Here is a 20,796-nt window from a genome sequence, read left to right on the forward strand (position 1 = left end):
CGACCCCATCCAGGACCACCGCCAGACCGCCGGATCTCCTCTCGTCACGCTCACCGCCTGCCCGCCGCCCTCGCCCCGTCCTGGGCCGGGCCGGGCGGGCCGGGCGGGGCGGGCTGGGGCGGGCTGGGGCGTGGCGGGCTGGGGCGGGCCGGGCCCGAGGCCATCCATGGCTCGACCATCCGAGGTTCGGCCATCCGGGGTTCGGCACACGCGGAGCACCAGCAGGCCGCCACCCACGCGTTGCAACTCGACGGCGGTGACCGCTCGGCGAACCTGGTACAGCTCGCACAGGGTGCCAGCTGTTTTCCCGGACCGACGCATGTACGACGGGCACCAACCGGGCACCTGCCCTGCCGGTGCAAGCCGGCCCCGGTCCGGCTCCCGCCTAGTTGGTTGCTTGGCGGGCTCGGTGCGAGGCGACTCTGGTGCGGCCCGCGCAGGTGGGCGTGCAGAATCTGCGCGGGCGTCGGGCGGCCGGGTTGACGAAGACTCGCTCGCAGTCCTGCGCGGCGCACACACCCAGCGCCTGGAAGCCGTGCCCGGCGGCGAAGCCAGCGAGGCCTAGCGCCGTACCGGCTGCCATCCACTGCGCCCAATTGGCGCCCGGCTTGGCGACGTGTAAGTGCCAGGGCGATCCGTCGTGGTCCGACAGATACGGCCGTACGGCGTACTCAGCGAGCAACTCGTTCAGCAGCCGCGCGGCTTCGGCCGGCTCGACGTGGAAGGCCGGCCGGATCAGCTCGCGGACCTCTCGCACCTCGACCAACACCGGCCAGGTGATTCTGATCGGCTCGGACTCGCCGTGGTCGAGCAGGAACTGCCGGACGTCGGCCGGCTTGGTCAGCTGCTCCGGCTCCAGCGTCCGGGTGTTGACCAGGTCGACCGCGAGCCGGACGAGCCGATCCGGAGTCTGCAGGCTTTCCATTGGCAGCATCGTAACGCCTTTGTTAACGTAACGCGTAACTGCTCCCTATGCGTTACAGCGAGGTGGATCATGCGGGCGTACTACGTGGCGGCGACGCTCGCCCGCCTCGGTGACGAGATGGTCGCCTTTACCTTGGTGCTGCTCGTGCTGGACCGCACCGACAGCCCAGCGCTCGCCGGGATCACCGGCGCGGCCTACGCACTCCCCGCCGTGCTCACCGGACCGCTGCTGGGGACCTGGCTCGACAGAACGGCGTACCGCCGTACCGCGCTCGGGCTGAACCAGGCGCTGCTCGGCACGGTCATGGTGACGCTGGTCTTCGTCACCGGGCACTCAGCTGCCTGGCTGACGCCTGCACTGGCCGCCGCAGCCGGCGTGACGCTCCCGATGGTGAGCGGCGGCTTCACCAGCATGCTGCCGTCGCTCGTGTCCAAACACCTGCTGCCAAAGGCCAACAGCTACGAGGCAGCGAGCTTCGGCGCGGCCACGATCACCGGTCCGGCCGCGGCCGCCACGCTCGCCGCCGCCGTCTCAGTCGAGGCCGCCGTGGTGGTCATCGCGGTAACCGCGACGCTCAGCATCTTCGCCATCGCCAGGCTCCCCGCACTACCCGCCGCAATCACCGCGGAAGACCGCGAGCCCTTCCTGGCCTCGGTCATCGGCGGCCTCACCCATCTCGCGCGCACTCCCCGGCTGCGCGCGTCCACGATCACCACCACTGCGTTGATGGGCTCGGTAGGCGTCCTGCTGATCACCCTGCCACTCCACATGACGGCCCTCGACGTACCCCGCTCGTGGGCCGGCTATCTCTGGACAGCGCTCGAGCTGGGCAGCGTCACCACCGCAGTCCTCCTCGGCCGCCTACAGACCCGCTGGCGTCCGGAGCTTGTCGTCATGGTCGCCGTAGCCGCGTACGGCCTAGCCATGAGCACCTGGCCGTTGGCCTCGACCTTCGCAGTCCTCCTGGTGCTGGCCGCAGCCACGGGCCTGCTGGAAGGCCCGATGCTCCCGGCGATGTTCGCCGCCCGCCAGCAGTACTCGCCCGTCGAGCTACAAGGCCGAGTCAGCACCACAGCCGCCAGCCTCCGCGTCGGCGCCGCCGCCCTAGGCCAGGCCGCCGGCGGCCTCCTGGTCCCCGTAGTAGGAACCCACACAGCCCTCCTAGCCGTAGCCATCTCGCTAGTCGCCGCCGCACTCCTAGGCCGACTCTCCACCGGACGAAAGCCCACCCATGCCCTCACTCTCTGACAACCCAACGCCCGCACCCACACTCCCCAGCAACCCGAGCCCCGCACCCAGCCCCGTAGCCCCACTCACTGACCACCTCACGGCCGCACCCACACCCGTCGTCCCACGCGCTGGCCACCCGCGCCCCGCACCCACACCCGCCAACCACTTGAAGCCCGCGCCCACATTGCCCGGCCACCCGATGCCCGCACCCACACTCGCTTGCCCGCCGAGCCCCGCGCCCACACACCCAGGCCACCCCACACCCGCGGCCACAGCCGCCGACCACCCCAAGCCCGCAACCTCACTCCCTGACCACCTCCCGCCTGTCACCTCGCTCCCTGACCACCTCCCGCCTGCCACCTCGCTCGTTGACCCGCCGCCATTTGGTGGGTTAACCCATGAAATAGCCCGTCGGCCCACCGGATTTCCGTGGGCCAACGGGTCGGTTGGTGGGTTAACTCACCAACTGACCGCAGATCTCCTGTACCTGGAAGGCTGGGTTCACGGGTGGTCGATCTCGCGGAGCACTCCCCCGCCGGTCGCACTGCCCGAGGGCTACCGCATCGACGTCGGCCAGCCGCGTCACCTGGTCCGGTACGTCCTGCCGACTCCGCAGCAGGAGCTCATCGATCAGCTGCACGAGCCGGGCACCTGGCTGAAGACCGGCGGCGACCTGCCCACGCTGCCTCCCCGCTGGACGCTGGAGCCGCCGGAGTACCTGATGACCACTCCGCTGAAGCCGTCCCAGACGGACACCGCCCCAGCAGCCGCAGCCGCTCCGACCACGCCGGGCACCGACGCGCCGGCCACCTCCGTGCAGATCCCCGTGAGATCCGCCGGAGTAGACCCGCAGATGGAACCGACTGCCGACGTCGATTGGCTCGTCGAGGCTGCTGCCGAGGCCGACGGGCTCGTCCAGGCTGACGGGCTCATGCAGGTACCCGCCGAGGCCAGCGGGCTTGTCCAGGCTGCTGCCGAGGCCGGTGGACTTGCGCCGGTGCCCACTGAGGCCGACAGCCCTGTCCAACCGACTGCCGAGGCGGACGGGCTCGTGCGGGTGCCTGCTGTGATCGACGGACGCGTCCGGCTGACCACCGAGGTAGACGGGCTCACGCAGGTGACCGTGGAGCTCGACGGAGTCGTCGCCGCTCGGGGGCAGGTTGCCGTTTGGGGCACGTACGCGACGTTCGACCAGATTGTTACCGAGCCGGCGTACCGGCGGCGTGGGCTGGGTTCCGTTGTCATGCAGACGCTGTCGAACGCAGCAACCCAGCAGGGTGCGCGGACCGGCGTACTGGTTGCGACGGACGACGGCCGGGCGCTCTACACCCGGCTCGGCTGGGAGCTGGTCAGCACGCTCAACGTCGCCTGGATCCGAGCCTGATCACTCGACCGTGCGGGCCAGGATGCCTAGCGTCGCGCGGAGGCCGGCTTCCGGGATGACCGGGAAGATCTCGGCCTTGCGGTAGCGCTCGGCGATCTGGCTCCAGTCGTAGTACGACGTGACCAGGGTCCCCGTCTCCGAAGGCTCCAGGCGGTAGCCGTACAGGTGCTTGATCGGCGGTTGGATCGTGCCGGAGATCGTCCATTCGATCTCCGCGTCCGGTACGAACCGCGTGATGATCACGGTCACGTCGTACTTGCCCATCGGCAGGTCGTTCAGCGATTCGCGATCCATGTGTACGACGAACTCGTCGCCGACGGCATCGACCAGCGCCCCCTCGGCCGACTGCAACATCCCGGAGCTGTCGATCGCGACGTGCCCCCGCGGGTCGCGGAGCACCGCGAACACCTCCGACGGCGCCGCCGCGACCTGTCGCTGGACCTCGAACCGCTCAGTCGTCATGCGGCCCACCCTGTCACCAAAGCCAACTCTGAGGCGCGCCGCAGGACGGGTCGAGGCGCTACTCGCCGTGGGGCCAGTAGTGGCGGGCGAGGTCGGCCCGGCCGCAGGTGGGGCAGCACCAGGTCAGGGCGGCCGCAGGTCGGGACGGCACCAGGTCGAGGCGGCCGCAGCCGCTCAGGTCAGCCGAGGATGACCGATCGGCTCAGGCTGCGCGGCTGGTCCGGGTTGAGACCGAGCGCGAGGGACTTGGCGACCGCGACGCGTTGGGCGACCACCAGGGATGCCATCGGGTCGAGGTCGGCGTGGTGGACGACGGTGGCGCCGGTGGCGGTGATGTCGTCGAGGAGGCCGTCGGGGGCCTCGCCGAAGAGCCAGACGCCGCGGCCGGGCTGGGCGATGGCGATCGGGCCGTGGCGGTAGTCCATTGCCGGGTACGCCTCGGTCCAGGCCGACGCCGCCTCGCGCTGCTTCAGGCCGGCTTCGTGGGCCAGGCCGATCGTCCAGCGCGTGCCGAGGTAGCTGACCTGCTCCAGCTTGGCGAGTTCGTCGACGTCGATCGTCAGCGCGGTCTCGGCGTCGGCGGCGGCCTGGGTCAGGTCCTGGCCGAGCGACACCCGCAGCAGCGCCAGGGTCGTGGTCGCGAAGCGGGTCTGTACGACGGACTGCTCGTCGGCGAAGTCGAGCATGATCGTGTGGTCGGCCAGCTCGACGATCGGCGAACCCGGGGTCGCGGTGATCGCGATCGTCGGGACCGACGTACGGCGGATCAGGTCGAGCACCTCGGTCGTCGTACCGGACCTGCTGATCACCACGATCGCGTCGTACGCGCGATCGAAGGCGAACTCGGACCCGGCGAAGGCGTCGGTCTCGCCCTGGCCGAGGTCCTCGCGCAGCGCGGCGTACGCCATCGCCATGAACCAGGAGGTGCCGCAGCCCACGGCCGCGACCCGTTGACCGGGCTGCGGGAGTGCGCCACCGTACTGCGCGAAACCGGCCTCGACCTGTCGCCACAGGGCCGGCTGGGTGGCGATCTCGGTGCTCACGAACGGGGTGTCGGTCATGTCGTCTCCGGAGATGTAATGGTCGAAACTGCTCGAACGTGATCGAATGGTGCCAACCGGCAGCCGCCCGGCTGACCGATTGTGTAAAGGAGGAGCCCCGGGTGAAGCGTTATGAACGGCTGAACACGTTGCTCGAGTCGCTGGCCGAAAAGGGCGCGATCGACGTCGACGAGCTCGCCGAGCAGCTGCACGTGTCCGCGGCGACGATCCGCCGCGACCTGGACCACCTGGGCAAGCAGCAGCTCCTCACCCGGACGCGTGGAGGCGCGGTCGCCAACGCCGTCTCCTACGACCTGCCGCTGCGCTACAAAACTGCGCGTTTCGCGTCGGAGAAGCAGCGGATCGCGCAGGCCGCGGCCACGCTGGTCCGTCGCGGCATGGTGATCGGCATGAACGGCGGCACCACCATCTCGGAGGTGGCGCGCACGCTGGCGACCCGGCCGGAGCTGTCGGCCGAGCACGGCGAGCCGGCCTTCACCCTCGTCACCAACGCGCTGAACATCGCCAACGAACTGATCGTCCGGCCGCACGTGAAGATGGTGCTCACCGGCGGCGTGGCGCGGCCGCAGTCGTACGAGATGATCGGGCCGCTGTCGCACCGGATCCTGGCCGACCTGTCGCTGGACATCGCCTTCATCGGCGTCGACGGCATCGACGAGACCGGCGCCACCGCCCACCACGAGGGCGAGGCGAACATCAACCAGCTGATCGTCAGCCGGGCCGCCAAGGTCGTCGTGGTCGCCGACTCGAGCAAGCTCGGCCAGCGCGCCTTCGCCCGGATCTGCGAGCTCAGCGAGATCGACACGCTCGTCACCGACGCGCAGGCCGACGAGTCCCAGCTGGCCGTCTTCAAGGAAGCCGGCATCGACGTGATCCGGTCCTGATCGACTGAATTTCCGCACGGCCACCTCCCAGGGGTGATCTCTGACTCGTCAGCACGATCATATCTGACTCAAGCGGCCGTGTAATGAGCAAGAGTGCGCAGTCTCAGCGCGGGAGACACGGAACGAGCACCGCAGGGCGCTAGGCTTTCGACGGATGAGGACTGCAGCGGCGAGACATTGGGAGGGCATCATCGCCACCGGCATCGACCCCGCGTCCTGGGCGTACGCCGAGGACTACACCGGCGAGACCGACACGGTCGCCGGTGCCCGGGCGAGCGCCAACGACAGCGGGATCTCCGCGATCGGACCCGGCGCCGCCTCCGCCCTGAGCGTCCTGGCCGCCGCTGTCGGCGCCAAGTCGGTCGTCGAGATCGGCACCGGTACAGGGGTGTCCGGCCTCGCACTGCTGCGCGGCATGCGCCCCGACGGCACGCTGACGACGGTCGACATCGACGCCGAGAACCAGCGCCTGGCCCGGAAGACCTTCCTCGACGCCGGCGTCCCCGCGAACCGCTTCCGCCTGATCGCCGGCTCCGCCCTGGACGTCGTCACGCGCCTGACCGACGGCCACTACGACCTGGTCTTCTGCGACGCCGACAAGCGCGAGTACACGGCGTACCTGCACGAGGCCCTGCGTCTGCTCCGCCCCGGCGGCGTCGTCGCGTTCGACAACGCCCTGCACGGGGGCCGCGTCGCCGACCCGTCCCACCGCGACGCGGACACCACCGCCGTCCGCGACCTCGTCCAAGCCATCCGCGACGACGACGACCTCGTCTCCGCCCTCCTCCCCTGCGGCGACGGCCTCCTGGCCGCCGTCAAACGCGCCGAGTAGCTGAAGGCCTTTACGCCGGGGAGCCGGGCCGCGGCTGATCGCCGTCCGGCTGACCCGCCTCCTGCGGGCTCGCCGGGTGAGTCGCACCTACCTGGCTCACTCCGCCGCGTGGCCCGTGAGGCGGGTTATTTCGTTGGTGACCGTGTGCCAGGCGTCGGTCAGGGGGTCGATGAGTTCGTAGTGGCCTACGCCGTCGAGGCGGTCGAGCTTCGACGTCGGGTGGGCGGCGAAGTAGGACTCGGAGACCGACAGCGGGACGCGTTGGTCTCGGGTGCCGTGGATGAGGGCTACGGGGGCGATGGGGGCCGGGAGGTGGGTCGGGTCCAGGTCGTTGCGTACGCCGGAGCTGATGAAGTCCTGTACGGCGCCGTCGTCGAGCCAGAGCTGGTCGGCGAGGAGGAGGTCCGCCACGGGGGCCAGGGCGACCACGCCGCGGAGCTGGACCGGGTTGAGCGTCGCGGCGGCCCACAGGGCCAGGTGGCCGCCTGCTGAGTGGCCTACGAGGACGTAGCCGGCGTGCAGGTCCATCAGGCCGGGCAGGCGGTCCAGAGCGTCGCGGATGTCGTTCGTCGTGATGTCGGGCTGTCCAGGGACCCGGCGGTACTCCACGGACGCCACAGGCCAGCCCTCGGCGGCCAGGGCCTCGCCGAGCGGGCGGGCGTGGACTCGGTCGTACTCCGGGCGCCAGAAGCCGCCGTGCAGGAAGATGACGGCCGGGCGGTACTCCTTGGCGTGCCAGACGTCGACGACGTGATCCGCGTCCTCGCCGTACCGGAGCTGCTCGTCGGGCTCACGGGCCTCGCGGGACAGCACAGAGCGGTCCTCGGTCATCCAGACCTCCCCAGGTAACGCGTCGCGTTGGCGGTCAGCAGCTTGTGCCGCTGCCCGTCGGACAGGAAGCCGGCCTTGCGCACCACCTCACCGGCCGGACGCTCACCCAGCGGGTACGGATAGTCACTGCCGACCATCACCCGGTCCTCACCCAGCGTGTCGACCAGCAGCCGCAGCGGGGCTTCGTCGAACACCACGGTATCGACAAAGAAGCGGTCCAGATAGTGGCTCGGGGCATGCATCGACCGGCCGCGGACGATGTCGCCGCGCCGGTGCCAGGCGTTGTCCAGTCGGCCGAGCCAGAACGGGAAGCTGCCGCCGCCGTGCGCGAAGCAGATCCGCAGCGTTTCCGGCAGCCGGTCGAAGGCGCCGCCGAGGATCATCGCGAGGACGGAGAGGTGGGTCTCCGCCGGCATCCCGGTCAGCCAGCGCGCCATCCAGCGGTCGACCCGTGGGCCGCCGGGCATGTCCCACGGATGCACCAGGACCGGTGCTCCAACGAGGGCGCAATGGGTGAGGAAGGCAACGATCCCGTCGTCGTCGAGGTCGCGGTCGCCGACGTGGTTACCGATCTCGACCCCGACATGTCCGGCGTCGAGGCAACGATCCAGCTCGGCGCAAGCCGCGTCCGGATCCTGCAACGGAACTTGGCAGAACGGGACGAACCGCTCGTCCCCCGCGAGCGTCTCCAGCGTCCGGTCGTTGAAGATCCTGGCCAGTTTGACCGCCTGATCCGCCGGCCGTTCGTACCCGAAGAAGACGGGCGTCGGCGACACCACCTGCAGATCGATGCCGTCGGCATCCATGTCCGTACGCCGTACGCCGGTGTCCCACGCCTGCGGCCCGACCGGCCGGAACTCGGTCTCCCCGACCATGATCATCGCGTCCCGCTCGGAGTCGATCCTCAACCACGGCCACCCGGTCCCACCACAAGCGGTTGAAAGATCAGGCCACCCCTTGGGGACGAGGTGAGTGTGGACGTCAACAGTCATCGACACACCGGCAGAGGTCGGCGACCATGCGGCCGGAGAGGTCGTCTTGAGCTGAGGCCGCGGCGGCCGGTTGAAAGAGAGAGGTGCCGAGAGCCGAGCACACTCAGCGCGCAGCCCATCAGGCTTTGCCGGGGTGCAGGGTGCCGCACGACGGGCAGGTGCGGGCGTCCTCGCTCTCGTAGAAGGCCTTGAAGACCGGCGGGAGGTCCTCGACGATGTCGGTGACCTGGAGCTCGACCTCGTGGACGATCGCGTTGCAGTTGGCGCAGTACCAGCGGAACTTCTCCAGTACGCCGGGCTCGCGGACCCGCTCGATCACCAGGCCGATCGACTCCGGGCCGCGCTGCGGGGAGTGCGGCATGTTGCGCGGCAGCACCCACATCTCGCCGGCGTTGACCTCGACGGTCGCCGGGCCGTCCTCGGTCATCACGTTCACGCGCAGCTGCCCGGAGATCTGGTAGAAGAACTCCTCGTACGGGTCGACGTGGAAGTCGGTGCGCTGGTTCGGCCCGCCGACGACCATCGTGATGAAGTCGTCCCCGGTCGGGAACATCTGCTTGTTGCCGACCGGCGGCTTCAGCAGGTGCTTGTTCTCCTCGACCCACTCCGGAAAGTTCGTCGACTCCAGGTTGACCATCTCAGCTCCTCTGCGGGATCGCCGCTACAGCGGAAATTTCAATCACTAACTGCGGATGCGGCAGCTGATGCACCGCCACCGTCGTCCGCGAAGGCCCGGTCTCGTCGAAGAACTCGCCGTACACCTCGTTGTACCCGCCGAAGTCGTTCATCGACACCAGGTACGACGTGACGCTGACCAGGTCCTCCAGCCCGGCGCCGACCGACGCCAGGATGTCCCGGATGTTCTCCAGTACGGCGCGCGTCTGCACCCGGATGTCGAGCGTCGTGGTCCCGAGCTCGTCGACCGACGCGCCCGCGATCGTATTGTCCGGCAACCGGCTCGACGTCCCCGAGACGTAGGCGAACCCGCCCGCCACCTTCACGTGCGGGAACCGCCCGCGCGGCACCGCCTTGCCTGGGACCACCTTCGCGTCAGCCACAGCTGCATCCTCTCCCGGACCGGCCGATCCGGCCAGCGGACGCCCGGCCGGGACTCCGGAACTGGCTGATCTACGACATGGCGGTATCAGGCCAGCCGACCTCCTTGCCGGGCCCCGGCCACCCTGACGAGGATCGAACGCGGTCGTCATCAGGCCGCCATCCGTCTGGGGAGGAACCCCGTGCAGGTCCGTCGAAAACTCACCACGCTCGCCGTGCTGGCCCTCGTCCCGCTCCAGGGAATCGTTGCCACCACCCCGTCCCAGGCGGCGCCCGCCAACCTGCCGCCCGAGCTGACAGCTCAGCTGGCCAAGGGCCCGGCCGACTTCTGGGTCCGGTTCGCCGACCAGCCCGAGCTCACGACAGCCGCCAAGCTCACCAACTGGAAGGCCCGAGGCGAAACAGTCCTCAGAACCCTTCAGGACAAGGCGAATCGGGACCAGGCGAGCGCCGTACAGAAGCTGAACGAAGCACACACCCGCTACACCAGCCTCTTCATCGACAACTCGCTCTACGTGCACGGCGGCTCCCGCTCGCTGGCCGAGAAACTGGCCGGGCAGCAGGGCGTCACCCTGGCAAAGCCCCGCAGCTACGACCTCCCGGAGCTCAAGGCCACGCAAGCACCGGCAATCGCAGGCGCCGAGTGGGGCCTGAAGGCGATCCGCGCCGACAAGACCTGGAGCAGGTACGGCGCGACCGGCCAAGGCGTCGTCATCGCGAGCATCGACTCCGGCGTCCAGTTCGACCACCCGGCGCTGGCCGGTTCGTACCGCGGCGCGAAGACCGGCCACGACTACAACTGGTACGACCCCGCGAACGTCTGCGGCGCCGCTCCCTGCGACAACGCCGGCCACGGCACGCACACGATGGGCACCATGGTCGGCGACGACCACGCCGGCAACCAGGTCGGCGTCGCTCCCGGCGCGACCTGGATCACGGCCAAGGGCTGTGAGACCAACAGCTGCACCGACCTGTCCCTCGCGCTGAGCGCCCAGTGGATGCTCGCCCCGACCAAGCTCGACGGCAGCGACCCGGACCCGGCGCGCCGCCCGAACATCATCAACAACTCGTGGGGCTCGGCCGACTCCGGCGACTGGTACCGCGACTTCGTCCGCCAGTGGGTCGCCGCCGGCATCTTCCCCGCGTTCGCCGCGGGCAACGACGGCCCAGGCTGCGGTTCGGTCTCGGCCGAGAGCAGCTACAGCGAGGCGTACGCCGTTGGCTCGATCGACGAGACCGGCCAGATCAGCTCGTTCTCGGCGCGCGGAGACGCTGCGCACGACGGCAAGCCCAACCTCACGGCGCCGGGTCAGGCGATCCGTTCGAGCGTGCCAGGCTCCCGGTACGGGATCAGCAGCGGTACGTCGATGGCGACGCCGCACGTCAGCGGAACGGTCGCCCTGCTCTGGTCGGCCGCGCCCTCCCTGATCGGTGACATCGCGAAGACCCGCGCCATCCTGGACGCCTCGGCACACGACCACGCCGACGACACCTGCGGCGGTACGGCGGCCGTCAACCCGACGTACGGCGAAGGCACGCTCGACGCGTTCGATGCCGTCAGCAACGCGCCCCGCGCGAACGCCGGACTCGTCACCGGCAAGGTCTCCGACACAGCAGGCGAGCCGCTCACCGGCGCGGAGGTCAGCACACCGGACGGCAACACCGTCAAGACCGATGCTGATGGCAACTACCAGCTCTACCTCGACGAGGGGACGCACGACGTCACCCTCGCGCTCTTCGGCTACGACACCCAAGTCCTCACCGGTCTGGTGATCACCCCGCGGAGCACGACGACCAAGAACGCCGTCCTGGCCACCACGCCCCGCTCGACCGTGACCGGTCTGGTGCGCGACGCGTCCGGCCACGGCTGGCCGCTGTACTCGAAGGTGACGATTGCGGGCGCTCCGGGCGAGTGGTTCACGAGCCCGTCGACCGGCCGCTTCTCGGTCGACCTTCCGGTCGGTACGACGTACGCGGTGACCGTGCAGCCCGTCTATCCCGGCTACCCGGCGACCACCACCGAGATCGAGGTCGGCAACGCGGACGTGGCAAAGGACTTCGGCGTACCGATCGACACCGCGGACTGCAAGGCGCCCGGTTACGACGCCGAGTGCAAGAAGGTCCGCGGCGGACTCGTCCAGGGCAAGGTCACCGACGCCAACACCCGCAAGCCCGTCGAGGGCGCGACAGTCATCGACGGCAAATCGAGGGCCGACGGCTTCTACTACGCCTTCGCGCCGACCGGCACCACCCGGCTGACCGCGACCAAGCGCGGCTACCAGAACCTGAACAAGGCGATCACCGTCGATCCGGACTGGGCGATCCAGGCCAACTTCGCGCTCAAGGCCGGCATCCTCTCGATGACCCCGAGCAAGGTCGCCGCGACCGTCCAGCTGGGCAAGGCGACCACGAGCCAGGTCGTCATCACGAACACCGGCACCGCGTCCGCGACGTACAAGCTCGGCGAATCTCAGCAGGGCTCCCGGATCCAGAGCCTGAAGAGCAACACGCCAGTACGCCGTACGCAGGTCACGGGCCTGACGCCGGGCCGGATCAGCGGCCCCGTGAAGGGGACTCCAGCGGCGCCGACCGCGGGCTCGTGGGTCGGTCTGCCTGACTACCCGTCGACGATCCAGGACAACGTGGCCGGCTGGTCGAAGGGCCGCCTGTACTCCTTCGGCGGCACCATCCAGGGGTACGGCGCAACCACCGACGTGTACTCCTACGACCCCGCGACCCTCACCTGGACCCAGCTCGCGGCGATGCCAGACGGACGGCAGCGACCGGCGGCCGGGTTCGTCGACGGCAAGTACTACGTGGTCGGCGGCTGGGGCGCGCAGGCCGGCGCCGCGACAAAGACGCTGATCTACGACCCGGCCACGAACCTGTGGAGCGGCGGCGCCGACAACCCCAAGCCGTGGGGCGCGGTCGGTTCGGCCGTGCTCGACGGCAAGCTGTACTCGATCGGCGGCTGCACCGGCGACTGCCAGACCGCGACGAGTGACGTGATGGTCTACGACCCCGCGACCAACCGGTTCAGCCAGGCGGCGTCGTACCCCGAGCCGGTCTCCTGGACGTCCTGCGGTGGCATCAACGGTCGCGTCTACTGCGCCGGCGGTCTGGTCGACGGGCCGACCGGGCGGCCGCTCAGCACCAAGAGCACCTACGCGTACGACGCGAAGGCCAACACCTGGACGCGCGTGGCCGACCTGCCGGTCGACCTGTGGGCCAGCAGCCACGCCGTTGCGAACGGCAACCTGATGGTCAGCGGCGGCGCGGCGTACGACTCGTCGGTCCTGACCAACGAGGGCTTCGGCTACGACCCCGACCTGGATCGGTGGACGGCGATCCCCAACGCGACGCAGGGGACGTTCCGCGGCGCGGCAGCCTGCGGCCTGTACCGCGTCGGAGGGAAGAGCCCGAACTTCACGCTGCCGATCGCCGAGGCACTTCCGGGGTACGACGACTGCGAGGAAGCCGGCTCGGACGCTCCCTGGCTCAGCGAGTCGGCGCCGACCGGGACCGTCCCGGCGAAGTCCAGCGTCACGGTCACTCTCACGCTGGACGGGCAGCAGGTCAGCCAGCCGGGTGTCTACCAGGCACGACTGACGCTGGGCGAGGAGACGCCGTACCCGGCCGTCTCCACGGATCTGACGCTCACCGCGCAGGCTCCTGCCAGCTGGGCGAAGCTGTCGGGAATCGTGAGCGGCAAGCAGTGTGACGGATCGGTCGTGCCGTTGCCCGGCGCAACCATCGCGGTCGACCGCGGGGCCGGGTCGTGGACGTTGACCAGCGGGGCAGATGGCGGCTACGCGCTCTGGGTGCCGGGCAACAAGGCGAAGGCGCAGCTGATCGCGGCGCTTCCGGAGTACCGGCCGGCGTCCCTCACCGTGGTCCTCAAGCAAGGCAGCGCCATGGTCCGGCCGATCACGCTGCAACAGCTCGGCTGCTGACTGAGGCCTGACGGCCCCGCTCAAACAGTGGGGTCGTCAGGTCAGCTCGACACAGACGTTGGTGAGGTCGGAGTAGAAGTCGACCGAGTGGGTGCCGCCCTCGCGGCCGAGGCCCGAGAGCTTCATGCCGCCGAACGGCGTGCGCAGGTCGCGGAGGAACCAGGTGTTGACCCACACGAGGCCGACGTCCAAAGCAAAGCCGGCCCGATGAGCGCGGCCGACGTCGCGAGTCCAGACGGTTGCCGCCAGCCCGTACTTGCTGTTGTTGGACAGGGCGAACGCCTCGTCCTCGGTGTCGAACGGTGCGATGTGGCAGATCGGGCCGAACACCTCCTCGGTGTTCGTGCGCGCGTCCGCAGGTAGGCCGGTGACCACTGTCGGTTGCACGTAGCAACCGTTGTCGCGGATGTCGCCGAACGACGGGACATCGCCGCCGGCCAGGACCGTCGCGCCCTCGGAGCGGGCCAGGTCGTAGTACGACAGGACCTTCGTACGGTGGTCCTGGGAGATCAGCGGCATGTTCACCGTCGCCTCGTCGGACGGCCAGCCGAAGGTCAACGCGTCGGCCCGCGCGGCCAGGCGGGTGCAGAACTCGTCGTACACCGGGCGTTCGACGTACAGGCGTTCGGTGCACAGGCAGACCTGGCCGCCGTTGGTGAACACCGAGCGGACCGAGCCGTCGATCGCCGCGTCCAGGTCGGCGTCGGCGAAGACCAGGCCGGCGTTCTTGCCGCCGAGCTCGAACGAGACCGCCTTGACGCCGTCGGCCGCGGCCTTGGCGATCGCGGAGCCGGTCGACGACTCGCCGGTGAAGGTGATCGCGTCGACGCCGGGATGCGTGGTCAGGAACTCCCCCGCCGACGACGGACCGAAGCCGTGCACGAGGTTGAAGACCCCGTCCGGTACGCCGGCCGCCGCCATCACCTCGGCGAGCACGGTCGCCGAGGCCGGCGTTTCCTCGGACGGCTTCACCACGACGGCGTTGCCGCAGGCAAGCGCCGGGGCGACCTTCCAGGTGAGCAGCAGGAGCGGGAGGTTCCAGGGCACGATGATCGCGACGACGCCGGCGGGCTTGCGGACGGCGTAGTTCAGCGCGCGGCGGCCGTCCGGGAGCGTGGTCGTGTAGGACTCGGTCGGCGTGGTCGTCGCGAAGTCCGCGAACGCCCGGAAGTTGGCCGCACCGCGCGGGATGTCGAGCGTGCGCGCCTGACTGATCGACTTCCCGGTGTCGCCGACTTCAGCAGCCACCAGATCGTCGAACCGCCGCTCCAGCTCGTCGGCGACATTGCGCAGTACGGCGGCCCGCTCCTGCTCACTCATCCGACCCCACGGGCCCTTCAAAGCGCGAGAAGCGGCCTCAACCGCCGCATCCACGGTCGAAGCGTCCGCCTCACACACGTCGAAGATGTGAGCACCGGTCACGGGACTGTGCTTGGCAAACCTCGAAGCAGTCTCGACAAACGAGCCGTCGACAAAGTTCCGCAGCAACCCAGGCTCGGTCACCACCCCGGTCAGCAACTCGGGTCGCCACAACGAAGTCATCGCTTCTTCACCGCCGCTCTGATCAACGCACCCACAGCACCGACTCCCAGACCAACAGCCAAACCGAGCAGCTGATGCTGTCGCCTGACCCGGTGACGGACTTCGGCGTACGGCGTGGTGGTGAAGCTGACGAGTTCGTAGCGGGAGACGTAGCGGCCGGGGAGCAGTCGTTCGACGGCGTGCTCGAACTGTTTGGTCAGGCGGAAGACCGGCGAGGCGACCTTGTCGCGCATCTCGACGAAGTTGGCCAGCGCCATCTCGGCGATCGCCTCGGTGTTGTCGCGCCGGCGAGCCTCGAACAGCGGCAGAGCGCGGGCCCAGGAACCGCCCGTTTCGTCCAGGCAGCGGTCCAGCGCGACGACGTCCTCGAAAGCGCAGTTCGCGCCCTGGCCGTAGAACGGGACGATCGCGTGCGCGGCGTCGCCGATCAGCGCCGTCCGCCCGTGCGCCTGCCACGGATGCGTGTGCACGGTCCCGAGGACGCCGACCGGATTGTGCAGGTAGTCGTCCACCAATGTCGGGGCCAAAGGCAACAAATCGGGATAATGCTCCCCGAAGTACCCCAGGATCAACGCCGGCGTCGTCAACGCGTCGAACGAGCCGGCAGGCCAGAACAGCGTGCAGGTGAAGGACTTGTCCGGGTTCGGCAGCGCGATCATCATCGACGTCCCGCGCGGCCAGATGTGCAGCGCGCCCGGATCCAGCACGAACTCCCCACCGGCGGAAGGGATCGACAACTCCTTGTACCCGTAGTCCAGGAAGTCGACGTCGTCGACCACCGACCCGTCCCCCACCAACTGCCCACGCACCGCGGACCCCGCGCCGTCGGCTCCGAGGACGATGTCAGCCTCCACCTGCACAACACCGGAAGGCGTCTCGAACCCCAGAGCACCGGTCTGCGAGTCCAGCGACACCAGCCGATGCTCGAAGACGATCGAAACGCCCGGCGCCTTCTCGGCCGCGTCCAGCAGCGCGTTGTTCAGCGCACCCCGGCTGATCGAGTTGATCGCCCGGTCCTGCGACGCACTGTAGGAGTGGAAGTCGAGCGGCCCGTCGACCGGGTGGATCATCCGCCCCTTCATCGGCAGCGCGTCGGCCATCACCTCGTCGTCCAGCCCGATCCGCCGCAGCGCGTCCAGCCCGCGTTCGGAGATCGCCAGGTTGATCGACCGCCCGCGCTCGGCCTCGCCGACCCGCGGATCGGCCCGCTTCTCGTACAGGGTCACCGACAGACCGCGCCGCGCCAGGAAGCAGGCCAGCAGGCTGCCGGTCAGTCCGGCACCGACGATCGCGACAGTCATCAGGCCTCCGTCAGGCAGTCTCGGGTACGGCGGCCGCGAGAGCCTGCGCCGCACGCCAGCAGTCGTGGTAGAGCGAGTACAACGGCACCGGAGCCAGCCGTACGACGTCCGGCTCGCGCGCGTCGGCGATCACGCCGTACTCGAAACGCAGGGTCTTGCACAGCTCCCCCGCGCGCAGCCCGCCGCCGACACGGATCGACAGCTGAGCCCCGCGCTGCGCGGGATCGGTGGGCGTGATCACCTGCAACGGCCGGCCAACCGTGACCTCGTCCAGCAGGCGCTCCAGGTACGCCGTCAACCGCAGGCTCCGCGCCCGCAGTACGTCCATCCCCACCTTGTCGAACAGCTCGTACGACGTCCGCACCGGGCTCATCGCGAAGATCGGCGGGTTCGACACCTGCCACGCATCGGCAGAGCGCGGCGGCCGCGACTCCGGCGCCATCTCGAACCGCGTCGCCGGCTCGGTGCTCCACCAGCCCTCGAACCGCGGCAGATCGCCGCCGTGGTGCCGCTCGTGCACGTAGGCCCCGGCGAGCGCGCCCGGCCCGGAGTTCAGGTACTTGTACGAGCACCACGCGGCGAAGTCCACGTCCCAGTCGTGCAGCTGCAGCGGAACGTTGCCCGCGGCATGCGCCAGGTCCCAGCCGACGACCGCACCGGCCGCTTGACCGGCGGCGGTGATCGCCGGGATGTCCATCAGCTCGCCGGTCAGGTAGTTGACGCCGCCGAGCAGCACCAGCGCGGTGTCCGGGCCGAGCACGGCCACAACATCCTCGGTCCGCAGCGTGTCCTCACTGTCGCGGGGACGCAGCCGGACGATCGCGTCGTCCGGATCGAGTCCGTGGAAGCGCGCCTGCGACCGTACGGCGTAGCTGTCGGACGGGAAGGCCGAGTCCTCGATGACGATCCGGAAACGCCCGGCCGTCGGGCGGTAGAACGAGACCATCAGCAGATGCAGGTTGACGGTGAGTGAGTTCATCACCACGGTCTCGCTCGGAAGCGCACCGACGAGTCGAGCAGCAGGTGCCGTCAGCAACGCGTGGTACGGCAACCAGGGCCGCTCGGCATCCAAATGTCCCTCGACCCCGAGAGCACCCCAGGAGTCGAGGTCGGCCAGCAGTTCCCCGCGAGTCGCTCGCGGCCGGAGGCCGAGAGAGTTCCCCGCGAAGTACGCGACGTCCGGGTAGTAGCCACCGTCCACAGGCGGCACGTCGAACAGCTCGCGATGCCCCGGATCCCCGGCATCCAGCGCGAACGCCTCGGCCTCGGTGCCAGGTCGCGCCGGCTCTCCGTTCTCCGCGGTCACGCCTCGGCGGCCTCGTCCGCGGGCTCGGCGACGGCGGCCGGCGGGTCGACCACCTGCCCCTTGCCGAGCACGGTGACCCCGCCCTTGGACACGGTGAACCCGCGCGCCCGGTCGTGCTCGGGATCGACGCCGATCTGCACGCCCGGCGGGATCTCCACGTTCTTGTCCAGGATCACGTTCTTCAGCACCGCACCCGCGCCGATCTTGCAGTTGTCCATGATCACCGCGCGCTCGACGTGCGCGCCGACGGCAACGATCACGTTCGAGCCGAGCACCGAGTGGTCGACGACCGCGCCGGACACGATCGAGCCCTGGCAGATGATCGACTCGCTGACCGTCGCGTGGTCGGTGAACTTGGCGCCCGGCAGCTGCGGGTGCGAGGTGAAGATCGGCCAGTCGGAGTTGTACAGGTTGAACACCGGCTGGACCGAGACCAGGTCCATGTGCGCCTCGTGGTACGAGTCCAGCGAACCGACGTCGCGCCAGTACGAGTGGTCGCGGTCGAGCGCACCCGGTACGTCGTTGTCCTTGAAGTCGTAGACCCCGGCCTTGCCCTCGGCAACCAGCATCGGGACGATGTCGCCGCCCATGTCGTGCCGGGAGGCCGGGTTGGCGGCGTCCTTGCGCAGCGCCTCGACCAGGACGTCGGCCGAGAACACGTAGTTCCCCATCGAGGCGAAGGTCTCGTCCGGGGAGTCCGGCAGGCCCGGCGGGTCGGCCGGCTTCTCCAGGAACTCCGCGATCGTGTGGCCGTCGTCGGCGGTCTTGATCACGCCGAACTCCGACGCCTCGGCCCGGGGCACCCGGATCCCGGCCACCGTCACGCCGTTGCCGCGCGCGATGTGGTCGGCGACCATCTGCGAGGCGTCCATCCGGTACACGTGGTCGGCGCCGAACACGACGATGATGTCGGGCTTGGCGTCGTTGATCAGGTTCATCGACTGGAAGATCGCGTCCGCGCTGCCCTGGTACCACTGCGGGCCGAGCCGCTGCTGGGCCGGGACGCAGGTGACGTAGTTGCCCAGGAAGGTCGACATCCGCCAGGTGATCGTGACGTGCCGGTCCAGCGAGTGCGACTTGTACTGGGTCAGCACGCACAAGCTGCGGATGCCCGCGTTGACCAGGTTGGACAGCACGAAGTCGATCAGGCGATAACTCCCGCCGAACGGCACGGCCGGTTTGGCCCGGTCCGCCGTCAGCGGCATCAGCCGCTTGCCCTCGCCGCCGGCCAGCACGATTCCGAGAACTCTGGGTGCCTTCGCCATGTCCGCACCCTAACCGCGGATCCTCCTTTGCATAAGACGCTTGCGAGTGTCGCCACACTGAGTACATGCCAACCCTCATCGAACCCACCACTGCCGTTCACCGATCGTTCCTCGCGGCCTGGGACGAGTTGGGGCCGGAAGAGGAGCGGTGGATGGGCGCGCACGCCCTCTACGAGGACTGGACCAGGACCCAGGCCGAGGACCCCGGGGAGTTCGCCAGGCTGGTCGAGAACATCAAGTCGGAATCAGATGAGCGCACCGACCTCCCGCCCGGCCTGGTCCACCAGACCGTGCTCTGGTTCACCGACGGCGACGTGTGGCTCGGCCGTCTCGCCATCCGCCACGAGCTCACCCCGGCGCTGCTCGAGCTCGGCGGACACATCGGGTACGTCGTACGGCCGTCAGCTCGCCGGCAGGGCCATGCGGCCGAGATGCTCACCCAGTCACTGCCGCTCGCGGCCAAGCTCGGCATCGACCCCGCGCTGCTCACCTGTGACGTCGGCCACGACGCCTCCCGCAAGGTGATCGAGGCGGCCGGCGGCGAGCTGGAGGACGAGCGCCACGGGAAGCTGCGTTTCTGGGTGCCCACCCGGCTGTCCTGATCTATGGTCAGGCTTATGAAGGTCGGCATCCTGACGCGTGAGTACCCTCCGGACGTGTACGGCGGGGCCGGTGTGCACGTGGACTTCCTGGTCCGCGAGCTGCGCCGCCTGATCGACGTGGACGTGCACTGCATGGGCGAGCCACGGGCCGGCGCGACCGCGCACTCCGAGGACGACGCCCGGATCGCGACCGCCAACTCCGCGCTCCGGGTGCTCTCGACGGACCTCACAATGACCGCTGGAGTCAGCGGCAGCGACCTGGTCCACTCCCACACCTGGTACGCGAACATGGCCGGCCACTGGGCCAAGCTCCTGTACGACGTACCGCACGTGGTCACCGCGCACTCGCTCGAGCCGCGCCGGCCGTGGAAGGCCGAGCAGCTCGGCGGCGGCTACCGCCTGTCGAGCTGGGCCGAGCAGACGGCGTACGAGGCGGCGGACGCCGTCGTCGCGGTCAGCCGGGGCATGCGCGACGACGTACTGGAGTGCTACCCGACCGTCGACCCGGCCAAGGTCCACGTGATCTCGAACGGGATCGACGCGGACTTCTACCACCCGGACCCGGCCACGCACGTGCTCGACCGGCTCGGCGTCGACCAGAGCCGGCCGTACGTCACGTTCGTCGGCCGCATCACCCGGCAGAAGGGCGTGCCGCACCTGCTGCGCGCCGGGCTGCAGCTGGACCCGTCGGTGCAGCTCGTGCTGCTCGCCGGAGCCGCTGACACCCCGGAGCTGAAGGCCGAGACCGACGCGCTGATCGACGAGCTGAAGGCCGCCCGCGACGGCGTCTTCGTGGTCTCGGAGATGCTGCCGCGCGAAGACGTCCGCCAGGTGCTCACGCACGCGCTCGCGTTCTGCTGCCCGTCGGTCTACGAACCGCTCGGCATCGTCAACCTCGAAGCGATGGCCTGCGAGACCGCCGTCGTCGCGAGCGCGGTCGGCGGCATCCCCGAGGTCGTGAACGACGGCGTCACCGGCACCTTGGTCGCGTACGATGAGAACGACGTCGTCACGTTCGAGCGGCAGCTCGCCGAGGGCATCAACGACCTCGTCGCCAACCCGGCCAAGGCCGAGGCCATGGGCAAGGCCGGCCGCGAACGCGCCGTCTCCGAGTTCGGCTGGGACGCCGTCGCGGACCGCACGGTCGCGCTCTACACCTCGCTGCTCTAA

Annotated in this window: 19 protein-coding genes; 7 read left to right on the forward strand and 12 right to left on the reverse strand. The window is 69.5% G+C overall.

Annotation, left to right across the window (positions count from 1 at the left end):
• Window positions 1-385: 385 nt before the first annotated feature.
• Entirely contained in the window at window positions 386-925 is a 540-nt protein-coding gene (locus ACYVIO_RS28160; RefSeq protein ID WP_460653921.1) for a CGNR zinc finger domain-containing protein, read from the reverse strand.
• A gap of 69 nt (window positions 926-994) precedes the next feature.
• Here ACYVIO_RS28160 and ACYVIO_RS28165 point away from each other — a divergent pair, with 69 nt between their 5' ends.
• Window positions 995-2,173, forward strand: coding sequence for an MFS transporter (locus tag ACYVIO_RS28165; RefSeq protein ID WP_460653922.1), 1,179 nt, complete (start codon window positions 995-997; stop codon window positions 2,171-2,173).
• A 436-nt stretch (window positions 2,174-2,609) separates the two neighbouring features.
• Here the strand turns inward: ACYVIO_RS28165 and ACYVIO_RS28170 are convergent, their stop codons facing one another.
• Window positions 2,610-2,795: a hypothetical protein gene (locus ACYVIO_RS28170; RefSeq protein WP_460653923.1), complete on the reverse strand. Its 186-nt coding sequence runs from the start codon at window positions 2,793-2,795 to the stop codon at window positions 2,610-2,612.
• An 81-nt stretch (window positions 2,796-2,876) separates the two neighbouring features.
• Here ACYVIO_RS28170 and ACYVIO_RS28175 point away from each other — a divergent pair, with 81 nt between their 5' ends.
• A complete protein-coding gene (locus tag ACYVIO_RS28175; protein WP_460653924.1) occupies window positions 2,877-3,539 on the forward strand; it encodes a GNAT family N-acetyltransferase in 663 nt (220 codons plus the stop codon).
• Here ACYVIO_RS28175 and ACYVIO_RS28180 read toward each other — a convergent pair whose 3' ends face one another.
• Window positions 3,540-4,001: an SRPBCC family protein gene (locus tag ACYVIO_RS28180; protein WP_460653925.1), complete on the reverse strand. Its 462-nt coding sequence runs from the start codon at window positions 3,999-4,001 to the stop codon at window positions 3,540-3,542.
• A 179-nt stretch (window positions 4,002-4,180) separates the two neighbouring features.
• The gene (locus ACYVIO_RS28185; RefSeq protein WP_460653926.1) at window positions 4,181-5,062 is read right to left on the reverse strand and encodes an SIS domain-containing protein; all 882 of its coding nucleotides are present in this window, start codon (window positions 5,060-5,062) and stop codon (window positions 4,181-4,183) included.
• A 101-nt stretch (window positions 5,063-5,163) separates the two neighbouring features.
• Between ACYVIO_RS28185 and ACYVIO_RS28190 the strand changes: the two genes are divergently transcribed.
• Both ACYVIO_RS28190 and ACYVIO_RS28195 read left to right on the forward strand, forming a co-directional pair.
• Window positions 5,164-5,946, forward strand: coding sequence for a DeoR/GlpR family DNA-binding transcription regulator (locus ACYVIO_RS28190; protein WP_112244167.1), 783 nt, complete (start codon window positions 5,164-5,166; stop codon window positions 5,944-5,946).
• A gap of 154 nt (window positions 5,947-6,100) precedes the next feature.
• Window positions 6,101-6,778 carry an O-methyltransferase gene (locus tag ACYVIO_RS28195; RefSeq protein ID WP_460653927.1) on the forward strand — a complete coding sequence of 226 codons (678 nt, stop codon included), beginning with the start codon at window positions 6,101-6,103 and terminating at the stop codon, window positions 6,776-6,778.
• 96 nt (window positions 6,779-6,874) lie between these two features.
• Here the strand turns inward: ACYVIO_RS28195 and ACYVIO_RS28200 are convergent, their stop codons facing one another.
• The 4 genes from ACYVIO_RS28200 to ACYVIO_RS28215 all read right to left on the reverse strand — a co-directional run bounded on the left by ACYVIO_RS28200 (window position 6,875) and on the right by ACYVIO_RS28215 (window position 9,659).
• Window positions 6,875-7,609: an alpha/beta hydrolase gene (locus ACYVIO_RS28200; protein WP_460653928.1), complete on the reverse strand. Its 735-nt coding sequence runs from the start codon at window positions 7,607-7,609 to the stop codon at window positions 6,875-6,877.
• A complete protein-coding gene (locus ACYVIO_RS28205) occupies window positions 7,606-8,601 on the reverse strand; it encodes an amidohydrolase family protein (RefSeq protein ID WP_460653929.1) in 996 nt (331 codons plus the stop codon). The genes ACYVIO_RS28200 and ACYVIO_RS28205 overlap by 4 nt, the downstream gene beginning before the upstream one ends.
• Window positions 8,602-8,719: 118 nt before the next feature.
• Complete coding sequence (locus ACYVIO_RS28210; RefSeq protein ID WP_460653930.1) at window positions 8,720-9,238, reverse strand: 3-hydroxyanthranilate 3,4-dioxygenase; 519 nt, start codon at window positions 9,236-9,238, stop codon at window positions 8,720-8,722.
• 1 nt (window position 9,239) lies between these two features.
• A complete protein-coding gene (locus tag ACYVIO_RS28215) occupies window positions 9,240-9,659 on the reverse strand; it encodes a RidA family protein (protein ID WP_460653931.1) in 420 nt (139 codons plus the stop codon).
• Window positions 9,660-9,839: 180 nt separating this feature from the next.
• On the opposite strand from ACYVIO_RS28215, the gene ACYVIO_RS28220 reads away from it, so the two are divergent.
• On the forward strand, window positions 9,840-13,610 hold the full coding sequence (locus ACYVIO_RS28220) for a S8 family serine peptidase (RefSeq protein WP_460653932.1): 3,771 nt from the start codon (window positions 9,840-9,842) through the stop codon (window positions 13,608-13,610).
• Window positions 13,611-13,646: 36 nt separating this feature from the next.
• On the opposite strand, the gene ACYVIO_RS28225 is transcribed toward ACYVIO_RS28220, so the two are convergent.
• Genes ACYVIO_RS28225 through glgC form a run of 4 tightly spaced genes read right to left on the reverse strand, consistent with a single transcriptional unit; the run spans window position 13,647 to window position 19,024 of the window.
• Entirely contained in the window at window positions 13,647-15,152 is a 1,506-nt protein-coding gene (locus ACYVIO_RS28225) for a 2-hydroxymuconic semialdehyde dehydrogenase (protein WP_460653933.1), read from the reverse strand.
• A complete protein-coding gene (locus ACYVIO_RS28230; protein WP_460653934.1) occupies window positions 15,149-16,453 on the reverse strand; it encodes an FAD-dependent oxidoreductase in 1,305 nt (434 codons plus the stop codon). The genes ACYVIO_RS28225 and ACYVIO_RS28230 overlap by 4 nt, the downstream gene beginning before the upstream one ends.
• Window positions 16,454-16,463: 10 nt before the next feature.
• A complete protein-coding gene (gene kynU / locus ACYVIO_RS28235) occupies window positions 16,464-17,759 on the reverse strand; it encodes a kynureninase (protein WP_460653935.1) in 1,296 nt (431 codons plus the stop codon).
• A complete protein-coding gene (gene glgC, locus ACYVIO_RS28240) occupies window positions 17,756-19,024 on the reverse strand; it encodes a glucose-1-phosphate adenylyltransferase (RefSeq protein WP_460653936.1) in 1,269 nt (422 codons plus the stop codon). The genes kynU and glgC overlap by 4 nt, the downstream gene beginning before the upstream one ends.
• Window positions 19,025-19,089: 65 nt before the next feature.
• On the opposite strand from glgC, the gene ACYVIO_RS28245 reads away from it, so the two are divergent.
• The gene (locus tag ACYVIO_RS28245; RefSeq protein WP_460653937.1) at window positions 19,090-19,626 is read left to right on the forward strand and encodes a GNAT family N-acetyltransferase; all 537 of its coding nucleotides are present in this window, start codon (window positions 19,090-19,092) and stop codon (window positions 19,624-19,626) included.
• A 15-nt stretch (window positions 19,627-19,641) separates the two neighbouring features.
• Window positions 19,642-20,796: a glycogen synthase gene (gene glgA, locus ACYVIO_RS28250; RefSeq protein WP_460653938.1), complete on the forward strand. Its 1,155-nt coding sequence runs from the start codon at window positions 19,642-19,644 to the stop codon at window positions 20,794-20,796.

This window comes from Kribbella endophytica (assembly GCF_054781295.1).